Annotated in this window: 12 protein-coding genes and 1 pseudogene; 10 read left to right on the top strand and 3 right to left on the bottom strand. The window is 68.1% G+C overall.

The genetic code is table 11. The features are described 5' to 3' along the window. The first annotated feature begins 136 nt into the window (after positions 1–136). The 3 genes from katG (at position 137) to AC1DMQ_RS25035 (ending at position 5,650) form a co-directional block, all read left to right on the top strand. Positions 137–2,317, top strand: a complete 2,181-nt coding sequence (katG, locus tag AC1DMQ_RS25045; RefSeq protein ID WP_477036249.1) for a catalase/peroxidase HPI — start codon at positions 137–139, stop codon at positions 2,315–2,317. Between the two features lie 190 nt (positions 2,318–2,507). Continuing rightward, on the top strand, positions 2,508–4,043 hold the full coding sequence (locus AC1DMQ_RS25040; RefSeq protein WP_477036248.1) for a methyl-accepting chemotaxis protein: 1,536 nt from the start codon (positions 2,508–2,510) through the stop codon (positions 4,041–4,043). A gap of 50 nt (positions 4,044–4,093) precedes the next feature. Continuing rightward, positions 4,094–5,650: a tryptophan halogenase family protein gene (locus AC1DMQ_RS25035; RefSeq protein WP_477036247.1), complete on the top strand. Its 1,557-nt coding sequence runs from the start codon at positions 4,094–4,096 to the stop codon at positions 5,648–5,650. A 118-nt stretch (positions 5,651–5,768) separates the two neighbouring features. Here the strand turns inward: AC1DMQ_RS25035 and AC1DMQ_RS25030 are convergent, their stop codons facing one another. The 3 genes and pseudogenes from AC1DMQ_RS25030 to AC1DMQ_RS25020 form a co-directional block, all read right to left on the bottom strand. Then, on the bottom strand, positions 5,769–6,581 hold the full coding sequence (locus tag AC1DMQ_RS25030) for a hypothetical protein (RefSeq protein ID WP_477036246.1): 813 nt from the start codon (positions 6,579–6,581) through the stop codon (positions 5,769–5,771). 22 nt (positions 6,582–6,603) lie between these two features. Beyond that, positions 6,604–9,183, bottom strand: a pseudogene (locus AC1DMQ_RS25025) (TonB-dependent receptor); the annotation flags it as partial. A 327-nt stretch (positions 9,184–9,510) separates the two neighbouring features. Next, positions 9,511–10,884, bottom strand: a complete 1,374-nt coding sequence (locus tag AC1DMQ_RS25020) for a cation:proton antiporter (RefSeq protein ID WP_477036245.1) — start codon at positions 10,882–10,884, stop codon at positions 9,511–9,513. Between the two features lie 205 nt (positions 10,885–11,089). Here AC1DMQ_RS25020 and AC1DMQ_RS25015 point away from each other — a divergent pair, with 205 nt between their 5' ends. From AC1DMQ_RS25015 to AC1DMQ_RS24985, 7 genes are all read left to right on the top strand, one after another. Next, positions 11,090–11,344 carry a type II toxin-antitoxin system Phd/YefM family antitoxin gene (locus tag AC1DMQ_RS25015; RefSeq protein ID WP_477036244.1) on the top strand — a complete coding sequence of 85 codons (255 nt, stop codon included), beginning with the start codon at positions 11,090–11,092 and terminating at the stop codon, positions 11,342–11,344. Beyond that, a complete protein-coding gene (locus AC1DMQ_RS25010) occupies positions 11,344–11,841 on the top strand; it encodes a PIN domain-containing protein (RefSeq protein WP_477036243.1) in 498 nt (165 codons plus the stop codon). Before AC1DMQ_RS25015 ends, AC1DMQ_RS25010 begins: the two co-directional genes overlap by 1 nt. 259 nt (positions 11,842–12,100) lie before the next feature. Further along, a complete protein-coding gene (locus tag AC1DMQ_RS25005; protein WP_477036242.1) occupies positions 12,101–12,427 on the top strand; it encodes an STAS domain-containing protein in 327 nt (108 codons plus the stop codon). Next, positions 12,424–12,789 carry a response regulator gene (locus AC1DMQ_RS25000; protein WP_477036241.1) on the top strand — a complete coding sequence of 122 codons (366 nt, stop codon included), beginning with the start codon at positions 12,424–12,426 and terminating at the stop codon, positions 12,787–12,789. The genes AC1DMQ_RS25005 and AC1DMQ_RS25000 overlap by 4 nt, the downstream gene beginning before the upstream one ends. After that, on the top strand, positions 12,786–14,756 hold the full coding sequence (locus AC1DMQ_RS24995; RefSeq protein ID WP_477036240.1) for a chemotaxis protein CheA: 1,971 nt from the start codon (positions 12,786–12,788) through the stop codon (positions 14,754–14,756). Before AC1DMQ_RS25000 ends, AC1DMQ_RS24995 begins: the two co-directional genes overlap by 4 nt. A 14-nt stretch (positions 14,757–14,770) precedes the next feature. Beyond that, positions 14,771–15,271 carry a chemotaxis protein CheW gene (locus AC1DMQ_RS24990; RefSeq protein ID WP_477036239.1) on the top strand — a complete coding sequence of 167 codons (501 nt, stop codon included), beginning with the start codon at positions 14,771–14,773 and terminating at the stop codon, positions 15,269–15,271. A 16-nt stretch (positions 15,272–15,287) separates the two neighbouring features. Continuing rightward, positions 15,288–16,672 (top strand): methyl-accepting chemotaxis protein (locus AC1DMQ_RS24985; protein WP_477036238.1); only part of this gene is annotated, 1,385 nt, incomplete at its 3' end.

Raw genomic sequence — 16,672 nt, 5'->3', positions numbered from 1 at the left:
GGCCTTCGCCCAGGTCCCGCTTTGAATGGCGTCGCCTATCGCGATGATAGGAACAATCAATTTTACCTATCGGTGGATCGCGGTTGACTTGGCGCCGTCGGCGTCGACCGGCCACAAGCCAACCGGAGGAAAAGCGATGGATGGGAATGTCGAGGGCGGCGTTCAAGGTCAGTGCCCCGTGGGACACGGCCGCGGCCGAGGCAACCGCGAGTGGTGGCCGCAAAATCTCAGTCTCGAAAGCCTCAACCAGCATTCGCCGCGCTCCGATCCGATGGGCGAGGCGTTCAACTATGCCGAGGAGTTCAAGACCCTCGACCTGAACGCCGTGATCGCCGACCTGCACGCGCTGATGACCGACTCCCAGGACTGGTGGCCCGCCGACTTCGGCCACTACGGCGGCCTGTTCATCCGTTTGGCCTGGCACAGCGCCGGCACCTACCGCACCAGCGACGGGCGCGGCGGCGCGGGCGGCGGGCAGCAGCGTTTCGCCCCGCTCAACAGCTGGCCCGACAACGCCAACCTCGACAAGGCGCGCCGGCTGCTCTGGCCGATCAAGCAGAAGTACGGCCGCAAGATCTCGTGGGCCGATCTCTATGTGCTGGTCGGCAACGTCGCCCTGGAGTCGATGGGCTTCAAGACCTTAGGCTTCGGCGGCGGCCGGGCCGACACCTGGGAGCCCGAGGAGCTGTACTGGGGTCCCGAAGGCAGCTGGCTGGGCGACGAGCGCTACAGCGGCGAGCGCCAGCTGCATCCGGCGCTGGGCGCGGTGCAGATGGGCCTGATCTACGTCAATCCCGAAGGGCCGAACGGCAATCCCGACCCGAAGGCCTCGGCCCGCGACATCCGCGAAACCTTCGCCCGGATGGCCATGAACGACGAGGAGACCGTCGCCCTGATCGCCGGCGGCCACACCTTCGGCAAGACCCACGGCGCGGGCGACCCCTCGTTCGTTGGTCCGGAACCCCAAGGCGGCGAGATCCACGACCACGGCCTGGGCTGGCGCAGCAAGCACGGTACGGGCGTCGGCGCCGACGCGATCACGTCCGGGCTGGAAGTCACCTGGAGCCAGACCCCAACCCGGTGGAGCAACCACTTCTTCGAGAACCTGTTCAAGTTCGAGTGGGAGCTGAGCAAGAGCCCCGGCGGCGCCCATCAGTGGCAGGCCAAGAACGCGCCGGCCGACATTCCCGACGCCTATGACAGCGCCAAGAAGCGCGTGCCGACCATGCTGACCTCTGACCTGGCGCTGCGGTTCGACCCCGAATACGAGAAGATCTCGCGCCGGTTCCTCGAGCATCCCGACCAGTTCGCCGACGCCTTCGCCCGCGCCTGGTTCAAGCTCACCCACCGCGACATGGGACCGATCGGCCGCTATCTCGGCCCCCTGGTGCCGCGGGAGACCCTGATCTGGCAGGATCCGATCCCGGCCGTGGACCACCCGCTGGTCGACGCCCAGGACGTCTCCGCCCTGAAGGGCAAGATCCTGGCCTCGGGCCTTTCGGTGGCCGAACTGGTCTCGACCGCCTGGGCCTCGGCCTCGACCTGGCGCGGTTCCGACAAGCGCGGGGGCGCCAACGGCGCGCGCGTCCGCCTGGCGCCGCAGAAGGACTGGGAGGTCAACGACCCGCCCGTCCTGGCCAAGGTGCTGAGCGCGCTGGAGGGGATCCAGAAGGACTTCAACGGGGCGGCGGCCGGCGGCAAGAAGATCTCGCTGGCCGACCTGATCGTGCTGGGCGGCGCGGCGGCCGTCGAGAAGGCGGCCAAGGACGCGGGCGCGCCGGTGGAGGTTCCGTTCACCCCTGGGCGCATGGACGCCTCGGCCGAACAGACCGACGCCGACTCGTTCGCGCCGCTCGAGCCGCTGTCCGACGGTTTCCGCAACTATCGCCGCGAGGGCCTGCAGTTCATGGCCCCCGAGGAGGCGCTGGTCGACCGGGCGCAGTTGCTGCGCCTGTCCGGACCGGAGCTGACGGTGCTGGTCGGCGGCCTGCGGGTGCTGGGCGCCAACAGCGGCGGCTCCAAGGCCGGCGTCTTCACCGACCGCCCGGGCGTGCTCACGAACGACTTCTTCGTGAACCTGCTCAACATGGGCACGACGTGGAGCCCGACGGCGGTCAACGCCTTCGCGGGCCATGACCGCAAGAGCAGCGAGTCCCGCTGGACCGCCACGCGCGTTGACCTGATCTTCGGCTCCCACGCCGAACTGCGGGCCCTCGCCGAGGTCTATGCCAGCTCGGACGCCCAGGAGAAGTTCACCAAGGACTTCGTGAAGGCCTGGACCAAGGTCATGAACGCCGATCGCCTGAACCTGACCTGACGATCGACCACGACAAGCGCCCATCAGGGCGAGCGCGGGGCGCCGTTGAAAGACGGCGCCCCGACTTTTTCGTCGAATAGGGCGGGCGGCTTGCCCCCGTTCGCTCACCTAAGGCCACGCTTCAAGCTTGGTTAATGAATTCCGGTCACCGCTATCGCCCTAAGAAAAATCAAGACTCGGGGCCCGCCGCATGAGCGCCAAACACCAGCTCGACCAACGTCTGAGCTTCATGCGGTTCGATCATCGGTCGCGATCGGCGCTGCAGGCGGCCAAGCCGACGCTGGACGAGGCCATCCCCGGCGCGCTGGACAGCTTCTACGAACAGCTGCGGGGCTTCGCCGAGACGCGCGCCCTGATTAAGGACGGACGGGGCGAGGGCGCCCAGGCCCGGCAGGTCGCGCACTGGCGGCGGATGCTGTCGGGCGACCAGGGCGCCGACTATCTGGAGGCGGTCGAGCGCATCGGCCAGTCCAACGCCCGCGCCGGCCTGGAGCCGCGCTGGTCGATCGGCGGCTACGCCCTGGTGCTGGACAAGCTGATCCACGCGGTGCTGGGAAAGCCCTCCCCCAATGGGCTTTTTGGGCGCGGCCCGTTCGGCGGCGGCAAGGCCGACACCGGTTCGGCCGAACAGGTCTCGGCCGTGGCCAAGGCCGTGTTCCTCGACATGGACCTCGCCGTTTCGGCCTATTTCTCGGTCCTGCTGGAAGAGCGCGACCGCCTGGAGGCCGAGCGTCAGGCCGCCGAGCGGCAGCAAGCCGCCGCTGTCGCGGCCCTGGGCGTGGCCCTGTCGCGGCTGGCCGCGGGCGACCTGTCGGTGCGCATCGAAGGCGCGCTGTCGCCCGAGTTCGAACGCCTGAAGACCGATTTCGACAACGCCGCCGCTGCGCTGGACAAGGCCATGAACGCGGTGTCGCGCGGCGCCCAGGGCATCCGGGCCGGCACCGACGACATCGCCCGCGCCGCCGACGACATGTCCGAGCGCACCGAGCAGCAGGCCGCGACCCTGCAGGAGACCGCCGCGGCCGTCGAGCAGCTGACCGCCACGGTCGAGCAAACCGCCAAGAGCGCCAAGGCCGTCTCGGCCCAGGTCCGGGAAGCCGCCGACGACGCCCAGGCCTCGGGCGTGGTGGTGACCCGCGCCGCCGAAGCCATGACCCAGATCGAGGCCTCGTCGGCCAAGGTCTCGCAGATCCTGGGCGTGATCGACGAGATCGCCTTCCAGACCAACCTTCTGGCCCTGAACGCCGGCGTCGAGGCGGCTCGCGCGGGCGACGCCGGCCGAGGCTTCGCGGTGGTGGCCCAGGAAGTTCGGGCTCTCGCCCAGCGCTCGGCCGACGCCGCCAAGGAGATCAAGACCCTGATCGTCGACTCCAGCCGCCAGGTGGGCGAGGGCGTCGATCTGGTCGGCAAGACCGGCGCGGCCCTGCGCGGCATCGTGGAGAAGGTCGGCGCCATCGACATCCTGGTCGACGAGATCGCCGCCTCGGCCAACGAGCAGGCCTCGGCGCTCGGGCAGGTCAACGTCGCGGTCAACCAGCTCGACCAGGTCACCCAGCGCAACAGCGCCATGGTCCAGCAGTCGACCGAGGCCGCCCACGCCCTGCGCGCCGAGGCCGCCGACCTGTCCAACCATGTGGGCGGGTTCCGGACGGGTTCGACGGCGGGCGGCAACGCGGTCCATCATGCTCGTGAGCGCGTGGCGGCTTTCGCGCGGCCGGGGCGGTAACCGCCAACTTTGCTTTCCGCTTTCGCGGCGTGGCGCGCTATCAAGGCGGCATGGATCGTAGACGAAGAATCCTGATCGTCGGGGGCGGCACGGCCGGGTGGCTGACCGCGGCCTATCTGGCCAAGTCCCTGCGGGTGACCGAGCAGGCGCACCTGGAGATCACCCTGCTGGAATCGCCCGATGTCGGCATCATCGGCGTCGGCGAGGCCACGTTCCCGACCATCCGCACCACCCTGCAGTTCCTGGGCATCGACGAGGCCCGGTTCATCCGCGAGACCTCGGCCACCTTCAAGCAGGGTATCCGCTTCAACGACTGGGCCTGGGCGCCCAAGGACGGGGCGCGCCACCAGTACTTCCACCCGTTCGAGGCCCCGTTCTCGACCGACGGCACGAGCCTGGCGCCCTATTGGCTGCTGCAGAACGAGGCCACGCGCGCGCCGTTCGCCGAGGCCATGACCATCCAGGCCCGGGTCGCCGACGCCCAGCGCGCGCCCAAGCGGCCGCACGAGGGCAACTTCTCCGGCCCCCTGAACTACGCCTACCACTTCGACGCCGCCAAGCTGGCCCAGGTGCTGGCCGAGCGGGCCCGTGAGCTGGGCGTGCGCCACCTGCAGGGCCTGCTGACCGGCGTCGAGCTGGACACTACCGGGGCCATCGACCATGTCGTCTGCCAGGAGCACGGCCGGCTGGACGCCGATCTCTACATCGACTGCACCGGCTTCCACGCCGAGCTGATCGGCAAGGCGCTGAAGGCCCCGTTCAAGTCGGCGCGGCCGATCCTGTTCGCCGACCGGGCCCTGGCCTGCAAGATCCCCTACGACCGCCCCGACGCGCCGATCCAGAGCTTCACGATCGCCACCGCCCACGAGGCCGGCTGGACCTGGGATATCGGCCTGAACGGCGCGCGGGGCGTCGGCTGCGTCTATTCCAGCGACCACATCGACGACGACCGGGCGGCCGCGATCCTACGCGGCTATGTGGGGGAGGGCGTCGAGATCGCGCCCCGGACACTGTCGTTCGAGGCCGGCTATCGCCAGAAGCAGTGGGTCAAGAACTGCGTGGCCGTGGGCCTGTCGGCGGGCTTCCTGGAGCCGCTGGAATCGACCGGCGTGGTGCTGATCGAGGCGGCGGTGGCGATCATCGCCGAGCTGTTCCCGCACAACGGCCCGATCAGCGCCCCGGCCTTCCGCTTCAACGAGCTGATGACCGCCCGCTACGACAACATCATCACCTTCCTGAAGCTGCACTACTGCCTGAGCCAGCGCACCGAGCCGTTCTGGCGGGAGAACGCCGACCCGGCCTCGATGCCGGAACGGCTGGTCGACCTGCTGGAGCAGTGGCGCTGGCGCCCGCCCACCCGCTACGACTTCATCCTGGATCTCGAGACCTTCGCCTTCTTCAACTACCAGTACATCCTGTACGGCATGGGCTTCAAAACCGACCTGTCGCCGGGGCGCAGCGAGTTCCCGGACGTGGCGGCGGCCGACAAGCTGTTCGCCAAGATCAAGAGCTTCGGCGAACGCGCCACCCACGACCTGCCCAGCCACCGCGACCTGATCGCCCAGATCAACCGGTTTGGCTTCGACCGGTCGCTCGAGCCGGCCTGAGGTGCGGGGTTTCAGCCGAGACGAAAGGAGACGACGAGGTTCCTACGCCGCGCTGGATGTGTCGCTGCGGACATCCGGCGCTCCACGGCTTACGCGTCGGATCGACGGTGCGAAGCCGCTATCGCGGGCGCGGAACGCGCATGGCCAGGATCTCACGGGACCGGCGGGTGATGCCGTACAGCACGCCCGGCTGGCTCTCGTCCCAGTCGATCGCCTGGCCCTCGGCCTCCATGCCGATGGTGTCGAGATGGTCGAGCACGCCGCCGCCCATCGGCAGCTGCACGACATACAGCTCCGGCAGGTCGTGGCCGCTCAGATAGAGCTTGCCGTCCGGTCCCCAGCCGCCGCCCGAGATGCTCATCGGCGCGATGCGGTCCAGCACCGTCGCCGGCAGGGCCCAGGCCTCCAGCCGGCGCCACTGGTCGTCGAACTTCACCAGGGTGGTGTGCCGGTGATCGCGCGGGGGCTCGCCGCCCTTGCCGTCGTAATTGGCGAACATCGCCCACCAGAAGCCGTCGTGGCGGTCGACCCAGGTGATCGAGCCCGTGCCCAGGCCCAGCGAGACGCTGCGGCGGTGGGCCAGGGTCAGGGGATCGAACATCTCGACCGTGCTGACATGGGGCGTGCCGGGGAAGTTGGAGCTGGCGCAGACCAGGTCCTTGGCGATCACCGCGCACGAGTTGATGTGCGGGAAGCGGGACTTCTCGCCCGTCCACTCCGCGCGTTTCTCGCCGGTCTTCTTGTCGAAGCGGACCAGCTTGAAGTTGCTGACCGAATAGACGTCGTTGGGACCCGCCGCCGCGCCCTGGCTGGCGGCGCCGTCATAGCGCCGGAGGGTCTGGGCCTTGGGCGGGGGCGCGTCGGCCGGGACTGAGGCCGGCGGAACGGCCGCGGCCTGCAGCGCCAGGGCCGCGAAGAGTTGCAGAATCATCGGCCTTGCTCCGTCACGCGCGCTAGAAGTTCACCGCCAAGCCGACCCAGTAGGTCCGGCCGTAGTTGGCCCATTCCTGCAGGTAAGCGCGGCCGGGGCCAGTTACTTCCTGACGGCCGGTGTTGGACAGGTTCTGCCCCTCGACGAACGCCGTGAAATGGTCGGCGAAGCGCCAGGACAGGCTGGCGTCGAACACGTGACGGCCCTTCCAATACTGGTCGGAATTGACGTTGGCGTCGTTGATCGTTTCCAGCTGGCCGCCGATGTAGTTGTGCGACACGCGGGCCTCGAACGGTCCGCGCTGGTAGTAGATCGACTCGTTCGTGGTGATGTCGGGCTGCTGGAACAGGCCCGTGACCCGAGGACCGGTCGAGGTCAGGAACGTGAACTCGGTGTCCAGCAGGGTCACGTTGCCGTTGAACCCGAAGCCGTCGAACGGCGACGGCAGGAACGTGAAGGCCTGCTGCACCGCGAATTCCAGGCCCTTGATCTTGGCGGTTTCGGCGTTGCGCGGCGTCGACACCAGCACAGGCTCGACGCCTCGGCCCACGTTGAGGTTCTCTGTCGAGGACAGGGTGAAGATCTCGTTCTTGATGTCCTTGCTGAACACCGCCAGCGAGATCAGGCCGTCGGTCGGATAGAATTCGACCGACAGGTCGAAGCCTTCGCTTTCGCGCGCCTTCAGCCCGGGATTGCCGCGCGACAGGGTCGGTTGGCTGCCGTCGAAGTTCAGGTTCTCGCTGGCGGTCAGCGAGCCGTAGTCGGGCCGGCCGATGGTGTTGGTCCAGGCGGCGCGGACGATCAGCTTGTCGGTCGCTTTCCATTCCAGGTGGGCGCTGGGCAGCCAATTGCCATAGTCGCCGTCGTTCGAAACCGGGGTCAGGACGCCGCCGGTGTTGCGGACCGCGTCGGACTCCACCTTGGTCTTCTCGTAGCGCAGGCCGCCCAGCAGGGTCAGGTCGCCGATGCGATAGCTGGCCTGGGCATAGCCGGCATAGATGTCCTCGGTGACCTTGTAGTCGCCGGTCGGGGCGGCGACGGTCTCGGTGAACCTGGCGCGGTTGGCCCGGAAGAAGTCCATCGCCGCCTGCGCGTCGATGCGCGGGGTCAGCAGGTAGCGGTCGGCGATCAACTGGGTGGGGCCCGCGGCGTCGACCTCGGCCAGGGTGTAGGTGAAGCCCGTTCCGGCGCGATAGTTGAGCTGGGTGCTGTTGAACTGGCGTTCTGTGGAGCGCAGCACGCCGCCGATCTTGGCCTTCAGGTTGCGGTCGCCGCCCTGATCGTCGAAGGCCAGGTTGAAGCGCGCCTGGCCGGTCTTCTCGTCGGTCTTGGTCAAGGCGATGCGGTGCTGCTGCAGCACGTAGTTGGCGGGATTGCGCAGAGCCGCCTCGTTGACCGGCTTGAACACCGGAAACAGCGGGTTGGTGGTGTCGTAGGTGAAGGCGTAGTTGGCGCCGGCCGCGTCGACGGTGCGGAACTCCACCGACTCGTTGGGCACTTCCAGGCCGGCCTGCGAATAGACCAGATCGCCGTCGGCCTTCCATTGCGGGGCGAACTGCCAGGCGAAGCCTGTCCGCGCCAGGCCGATCTCGCGCTTGGTGATCGGCTGGTTCAGCTGGATGATGCCGCGGCCACGGGCGAAGGCGCCGCTGGTCTGGGTCTGGCTGGCGACGTTTCCGATCGGCTCGATGCGGTACTCGATCCGCTCCTCGTCGTCCTCCATGCGGGAGAACAGGCCCGAGGCCTCCCAGCGGAAGTCATCGCTGGGCCGGTACTCGATCTTGCCGTTCACGCCGCTGCGCTGCTTGGTGTTGTTGTACCAGAAGAGGCGTAGCTGGGACGGCACCTGGATGCCGTTGCCGTTGGCCGCGCCGGACAGCACCGGAGCGCCCGCGGCCGTGTATTCGCGCACCGACGGGTCGGCGGCCTCGACCTGCGGGATGTCGTAGTCCAGCTGCTCCTGCGAGGCGCCGATCACTACGCCCCACTGGTCCTCGGCGCCGAAGGTGCGGCCCGTCGCGAAGGCCAGGCGGTAGGACGGCTTGTCGTTGCGCACGTCGCCGCTGCGCTCGTAATGGCCATACGAGGCCATGCCGTTGAAGAACGGGCGGCCGGCGTCAAAGGCGCTGCGGGTGGTGACGTTGATGACCCCGCCGATGGCGTTGCCGTCGTTCTCGGGGGTCACGGTCTTGATGACTTCCAGCCGGCCGGCCATCACCGAGGGCACGATGTCCATCGGCACGGTGCGGCCGCTCTCATCGACCGAGGCCACCAGGGCGCCGTCGATGGTGGTGCGGTTATAGGTCGAGCGCAGGCCGCGAATGACGGGAAAGCGCGGCTCGCCTTGGTCTTCCATCACCGAGATGCCGGGGATGCGGCGCAGGGCGGCGGCGGTGTTGTGGTCGGGCAGCTTGCCGATGTCGTCGGCGGAGACCACGTCCGAAACCGTGAAGGCGTCGCGCTTGACCGCGATCGCGGCGCGCTGGGCCTCGCGCTGGCCGGTCACCACGACTTCCTCGACCGCCGTAGCGCTCTCCTGCGCATGGGCCAACAGCGGCGCCGAGAAGCTGGCGCTGGCCATAAGGCCAGCCGAAAGTCTACGCATGATGATCGGCTTGAGCATCTTGTCCCCCGGATGTGAGTGACAGGCGCTTAAGCCGCAGGGGTGACGGGCGCGCTACACTTTGATGGCGCGTGGAAGACCGCGAGATGACGATCTGGTGACGGCCAACCTCAAGCCCGCTCGCCCTTGCTGACCTGCCGATCGTCCTGCTCGGTAAGGCCGCAGGAGGACGTTCGAAACGTCTCCGAAGAGTCGGGAATGGACACCAGGCAGAATGCCCGCCACTGGCAGGAAGCGGTCATCCAACAAAAAAGAAGCCCTCGCTCCGGCAGGGGAGCGAGGGCCTAGGGAGGCGACTTTGAAGGTTTAGGCGGCGGCCTTGGCGATCGCGCCGTCGATGGCGTCCAGCTCGCCGGATTCGCGGGCCTTCTTGCCGTAGACCACCTCGAACAGCGGGCTGGCCATGACCGTGGTGACGATGGCCATCAGCACCAGCATCGAGAACAGGGTCGGGCCGATGATGCCCTTCTGCAGGCCGATGTTGATGATGATCAGCTCCATCAGGCCGCGCGAGTTCATCAGGGCGCCGATGCCCATGGCGGTGCTGTGGTTCTCGCCGGTCAGGCGGGCGGCGGCGTAGCAGGCGCCCCACTTGGCCAGGATCGAGCAGGCCAGGATGCCCAGGGCGATCAGCAGCAGGGAAGGGGAATTGACCATGTCCATCCGGGTGTTCAGGCCCGAATAGGTGAAGAACATCGGCAGCAGCAAGATGACCGCGATCGGCTCGACCTTGCGCTTGAGCTCCTCGACCAGCTTGCCGCGCGGCATGACCACGCCGAGGATGAAGCCGCCGAAGATCGCGTGGATGCCGACGGCGTCCATCAGGAAGGCCGAGACACAGAAGGCCAGCAGGACCAGGGCCAGCACCGTGTGGCTCATCTCGCCTTCGCGCTCGACCATGCGGCCCAGCGGGGCCAGGATTTTCGGACCGAGGATCGTGACGAACGCCACCCAGGCCACGCCCCCGCCGATGGCCAGCACGGCCACGCCCGGACCGCCGCCGAAGGTCGCCAGCACCACGGCCAGCACGCACCAGGAGACGGCGTCGTCGAACGCGCCGGCCGTCAGCGACAGCGTGCCGAGGGAAGTCTTGGCCAGGCCGCGCTCATTGATGATCCGGGCCAGCATCGGGAAGGCGGTCAGGGCGATGCAGGCGCCCATGAACAGGGTCGCGCTGCCCTGGCTGATGGTCGGGGCGAACAGGCCGGGGACCTTCAGCAGGAACGGCGTGATCAGGGCGGCGATCAGGAACGGCGCGGCGATGCCGGCGAACGACACGCTCATGGCGCTCTTGGCCTTGGCCTTGAAGTGGCCGGCCTGGAAGCTGGTGCCGACCATGAACATGTAGAGGCCCACGCCCAACTGGGCGCCGACGTACAGCACGTTCTTGGTTTCCTTGGGGAACAGCGCCAGCTGGAAGTCGGGAAACAGCAGGCCCAGCAGCGACGGGCCCAGCACCACGCCGGCGATCATCTCGCCCACGACCTGGGGCTGGGCGAGGAGCTTCTGGCCCAGCCAGCCGACCACGCGGCAGGCCAGGATGATGACGGCCAGCTGCAGGAAGAAGTGAATGCTGAAGTCGCCCGGCGTGTAGCTGTGCGCGGCGACCTTGGTGGCCGGGCCGTGCGGCGCGAGGATGCTTCCCGCCGTGGCGATGAGGCTTGAAATGATGTCGGACACGTGTGTCCCCCCTGTTGAATCCCTTCGGCGTTGCCCGCCGTTGAACTCAAGCCGCGCAGAGTTGAGTTTTCGAGGCAAGACGAAAAAGCGATTTTGACCGGGCTGCGCAGAAGATTGTTTTTGCTGACGAATTTCCTGTTGCCCGAACGACACAATGTAGTAACGTACCTACAAGACAGCCTTGTCAATGTAGGTACGTAGGCACATGAAAGTCATCTCGAGTCGTGACTTCAACCAGGATGTCAGCCAGGCCAAGAGGGCGGCGCGGATCGAGCCGGTGTTCGTCACCGACCGCGGCAAGACCACCCATGTGCTGATGAGCATCGAGACCTATCGCAAGCTGTCGGGCCAGAGCGAGACGATCGTCGACCTGCTGGCCATGGCCGCGCCGGTGGCTTTGGACGTCGCCGAGACACGGTCGGACGAGACCTGGGACAACCCCGTGAACTGGCGCGGCTGATGTACCTGCTCGACACCGACATCGTCTTCGAACTGCGCAACGCCAAGGCCGGCGGGACCGACGCGGGCCTGGCCGGCTGGGCCGCCGGCGTCGCCCGGTCCAGCCTGTTCATCTCGGCGATCACCCTGCTGGAGCTGGAGACCGGCGCGGCGCGGGTCGAGCGCAAGGACAAGGCGGCGGGCCTGGCCCTGCGGACCTGGCTGAACGATCAGGTCGCCGTCGCCTTCGAGGGGCGCATCCTGGCGGTCGACGCCGCCGTCGTGCGGGGGCGAAGCCGCGTGCACCTGACGGACGCCCGCGACGCCCTGCTGGCGGCCACGGCGCTGGAACACGGCCTGACCCTGGTCACGCGCAACGTCGCGGCCTTCAAGGTCAACCGGCTGAAGCTGTTCAATCCCTGGGGCTACAAGCCCGAGGCGCTGGACGACAGCGAAGACTGGGGCCAGGCCGCCAAGGCCGGCTCGCAGTGGCTGCGGAACATCTTCGTACGCGGTTGATGGGGCGCTGAAGGGCTCTCGGGCGGTGCTTCCGGCCCTGACTCTTCATGGGTCGCGAGGCGCGGCCGTCTCCAGCTTTCCTGGGCGGCGGGAGGCCCGGGCGACCTGCGAGGGCGCCTCGCGAGCGGCCCGCGACGGGAAGGACAAAATGCCGCTCCCCCTGAGGTTGTCCCGTTTACCCTAATTTAATTGGGCTCCGACAAGTTACCTGTAGAAAAAGAAGTCAAGTAACGCCGATATTTATTTCCAGCGGGGGCTGATGTTATTGGCAGGCGTCGAGAACAACCTGATCTCATTTGTCGGTGATGTGACGGTTTCCAATATTACTCAAGCTCACGACGAGCTGGGGGCGGTCCTGCGACAGGACGGCCCCGTTGTCGTGGATATCGACGGCGTGAGCGAAACCGATCTGACGTTTGTCCAACTTCTCGAATCCGCGCGCCGGAAGGCCGCCGAGACTGGACGTGACCTTACGCTGCGTCATTCCGCGGGTGGAGCAGTACTGGAGGTGCTGCGACGCGGCGGCTTCCTCGACAACGAAACTTCCGAGCGCGCGCAGTTCTGGCTGCAAGGGACCGCCCAATGACTTCCATCCTCACCGTGGACGATTCCGCCAGCATCCGGCAGGCCATCAAGATCGCCTTGAGCGGCGAAGGCTACGCCGTCACCGAGGCGGTGAACGGCCAGGACGGCCTGGACAAGGGCGCGGCCGGCGGCTTCGACCTGATCGTCACCGACCTGAACATGCCGGTCATGGACGGCCTGCAGATGATCCGCGAGCTGCGCCAGCGCCCGGCCGGGGCCGGCGTGCCGATCCTGTTCCTGACCACCGAATCCGACGCCGAGATCAAGGCTCAGGCGAAAGCCGCCGGCGCGACCGGCTGGCTGACCAAGCCCTTCGATCCCGAACAACTGGTGCGGGTCGTCAAGAAGGTTCTGGCCAAGTGAGCGACCTCGATCCCGTCGAGACCTTCCGTCAGGAAGCCCAGGAACTGCTGGAAGAGATCGAGCAGGGCCTGCTCGACCTGGCGCATCGTCCCCAAGCGAACGGGATGGGGGATCGAGATCTGGTCGACGCGGTGTTCCGTGGCCTCCACACCCTGAAGGGGTCGGGGGCCATGTTCGGTTTCGACGCCCTGGCCGCCTTCACCCACCATTGCGAAACCGCCTTCGACCGCGTCCGCAAGGGCGAGGTCGCCGCGACGCCCGAGCTGGTCGGCGCGGTCCTGGCCGCCCAGGACCACATGCGCGCCCTGGCCGAGGGGCGTCCCGCCTCCGAGGCGACCGGCGAGGCCCTGCTGGCCGAGCTGCACCGCGTCGTCGCCAGCGCCGGCGATCCGGCCGTGGCCGCCGCTCCCGCCGCCCCGGCCCTCAACACCTGGCGCGTGAAGTTCAGCCTGCCGGCCGACGCCCTGGTCAACGGCACCCGTCCGCTGCCGCTGCTCGACGAGCTGCGCGAGCTGGGCGACTGCACCGTGGTCGCCGTCACCGACGCCGTTCCGGACTTCGACGTCCTGGTCGCCACCGAGTGCCACCTTGCCTGGGACGTGACCCTGGTCACCAAGCACGGCCGCGACGCGATCGAGGACGTCTTCATCTTCGTGATCGACGACATGACCCTGGACATCCAGGAAATCAGCGCCGCTCCGGTCGAAACCGCCGTCGTCGAAGCCGCGATCGTCGAAACCGTCGCCGCCTCGGCCAAGGACGAGACGCCGGTCAGCGAAGGCCGCAAGGCCGGCGGCGACACGGTCCGCGTGCCGGCCGAGCGCCTCGACGAGATGATGGACCGGGTGGGCGAGCTGGTCATCGCCCAGTCGCGCCTCAAGCAACTGGCCGCCTCCAGCAGCGACATCGCCCTGCGCGCCGTCGCCGAGGAGATCGAGCGCCTGGCCTCGGAAATGCGCGACACCATGATGGTCGTGCGCATGGTGCCGATCGCCCAGCTGTTCGGCCGCTTCCGCCGCCTGATCCACGACCTGGCCCGCGACACCGGCAAGACCATCGAGCTCTCGACCGAGGGCGAGACGACCGAGCTGGACAAGACAGTGATCGAGCGTCTCGCCGATCCGTTGATCCACCTGATCCGCAACGCCGCCGACCACGGGCTGGAGACGCCCGAGCAGCGCCTGGCGGCCGGCAAGTCCGGGACCGGCCAGATCGTGCTGGCGGCTCGCCAGTCCGGCGCCGAGGTGGTGATCACCATCACCGACGACGGCCGGGGCGTCGATCGCGCCCGGGTCCGCGCCAAGGCCGAGGAGAACGGCCTGATCCAGCCCGGCCAGGTGCTGAGCGACAGCGACCTGCTGCAGCTGATCTTCGCGCCGGGCTTCTCGACGGCGGCGGCGATCACCAACCTGTCGGGCCGCGGCGTCGGCATGGACGTGGTCAAGCGCACCATCGAGGGCCTGCGCGGCTCCATCGAACTGTCCAGCACGCCGGGCGAGGGCTCGGTGGTCTCGCTGCGCATCCCTCTGACCCTGGCGATCATCGACGGCCTGCTGGTGCGGGTCGGGACCGGCCGCTACGTCATCCCGCTGGCCGCGGTCGAGGAATGCGTCGAGCTGTCGGTCGAGCAGGACAGGCGCTCCACCGGCCGCAGCCTGATCACCCTGCGCGACCAACTGGTGCCCTTCATCCGCCTGCGGTCGCTGTTCGCCACCGGCCTGGCCCCCGATCCGCACCAGAAGGTGGTGGTGGTCGCGGTCGGCCAGGAACGGGTCGGCCTCGTCGTCGACCAGATCCTCGGCGACCACCAGACCGTCATCAAGCCGCTGTCGAGCTTCCATGCCGACGTCGGGACCTTCTCGGGCGCGACGATCCTGGGCGACGGCGGCGTCGCCCTGATCCTCGACATCAACCACCTCGTCGCGGCCGGCCAGCGCTCCGACGTCCAGCTGAAGGCCGTCGGTTGATGAGGGCTCCAGACATGACCGGTGAAGCCGCCGACAGCGCGATCGAGGCCCTGACCTTCGACCTGCAGGGCGAAACCTTCGCCCTCGAGGCCGGGCTGGTGCGCGAGGTCCTCGACCTGCAGCCGGAAACGGCCGTGCCCGGCTCGGCGCCCTTCGTCGGGGCGGTGATCAATTTCCGCGGACGCGTCGTGCCGCTGGTCGACCTGCGCCTGGCCTTCGAGATGGAGGCCGCCGCGCCCACCATCGACAGCCGCATCGTGGTCATCGAGCACGACCTGGACGGCGAGCCCACCCTGATCGGCCTGCGGGCCGACAAGGTGCACGAGGTGACCTCGATCACCCACGACACCACCGAAGAGGCCCCGCGCGTCGGCATGAGCTGGCGCCAGGACTTCATCCGTCGCCTCGCGCGGCGCGGGGGCGACCTGATCGTCATCCCCGATCTCGAACAGATTTTCGCCGCCCGGGGCCGGTCCGTCGCCTCGATCACCCCTATCAACGCCACGCAACGCTGACCGACCGGAGCTAACCATGCGCTTCACCATCAAACTGCAGCTGGGCCTCGCTTTCGGCCTGGTCATCGCGCTGCTCCTGGTCGCGACCCTGTTCGGGATCAACAGCCTGAGCACGACCAATCGCGATCTGAACGCCCTGGTCGACGGTCCCGCCACCCGCCTGGAGGCCGCCCAGCAGCTCAACATTCACATGCTCAATGTGGTGCGGGCCGAAAAGAACATGGTGCTGGTCAATTCGGCGGACGATGTGAAGGCTTACGAGGCCACGATCGAGAAGGAAAAGCGCAGCTTCGAGACCCTGCTGGCCAAGGCCCAGGGCCTGGCCAGCGCCGAGGGCAAGCCGAAGTGGCAAGCCCTGGGCGGCGCCTGGGAGCGGCTGATCGACGTGCACGACCGGGTCTATGACCTGGCCGTCGCCAACAACGACCAGGCGGCCGCCGCCCTGTCGATGGGCGATGGCCGCAAGGCCGTCACCGAGGCCGCCGCCCAGGTGCAGGAGCTGGTCGAGCTCTCGCAGGGCCAGATGGAAGCCGCGACCAGCAAGGCCGACGCCGACTTCGCCCAGGTGCGCAACCTGCTGATCGGCCTGGCGGCGGTGTCGCTGGCGCTGGCCGTCGGGGCCGCCCTCTACATCTCGATCGCGGTCAGCAAGGGCCTCAAGCGCGCGTCCGACGCCGTGCAGACCGTCGCCGACGGCGACCTGACCAAGACCATCGACATCACCACCAACGACGAGATCGGCGACCTGCTGGGTCACGTGAACATCATGGTCGAGCGTCTGCGCGGCGTCGTCGCCGACGCGATCTCGGCCTCGGAGAACGTCTCGGCCGGTTCGCAGGAACTGTCGGCGGCTTCGGAGCAGGTGTCGCAAGGCGCCACCGAGCAGGCCTCCTCGGCCGAAGAGGCCTCGGCCTCGATGGAAGAGATGGCCGCCAACATCAAGCAGAACGCCGACAACGCCGCCCAGACCGAGAAGATCGCCCGCCAGTCGGCCAAGGACGCCGAGATCTCGGGTGACGCGGTCAACCGCGCGGTCAGCGCCATGCAGACGATCGCCGAGAAGATCACCATCGTGCAGGAGATCGCGCGCCAGACCGACCTGCTGGCCCTGAACGCGGCGGTGGAAGCCGCCCGGGCCGGCGAGCACGGCCGCGGCTTCGCGGTCGTCGCCTCGGAAGTCCGCAAGTTGGCCGAGCGCAGCCAGACCGCCGCCACCGAGATCGGCGCGGTCTCCAGCGACACCGTCAAGGCGGCCCAGTCGGCCGGCGAGATGCTGACCAGCCTGGTGCCCAACATCCGCAAGACCGCCGAACTGGTCGCCGAGATCAGCGCCGCCTGCCGCGAGCAGGACATCGGCGCCTCGCAGATCAACGAGGCCATCCAGCAGCTGGACAAGGTCAC

It is taken from the genome of Caulobacter sp. 05L422 (assembly GCF_056397765.1).
Note: the sequence above shows the minus strand (reverse complement) of the source record. Positions and strands in the feature narration are given on the sequence as shown.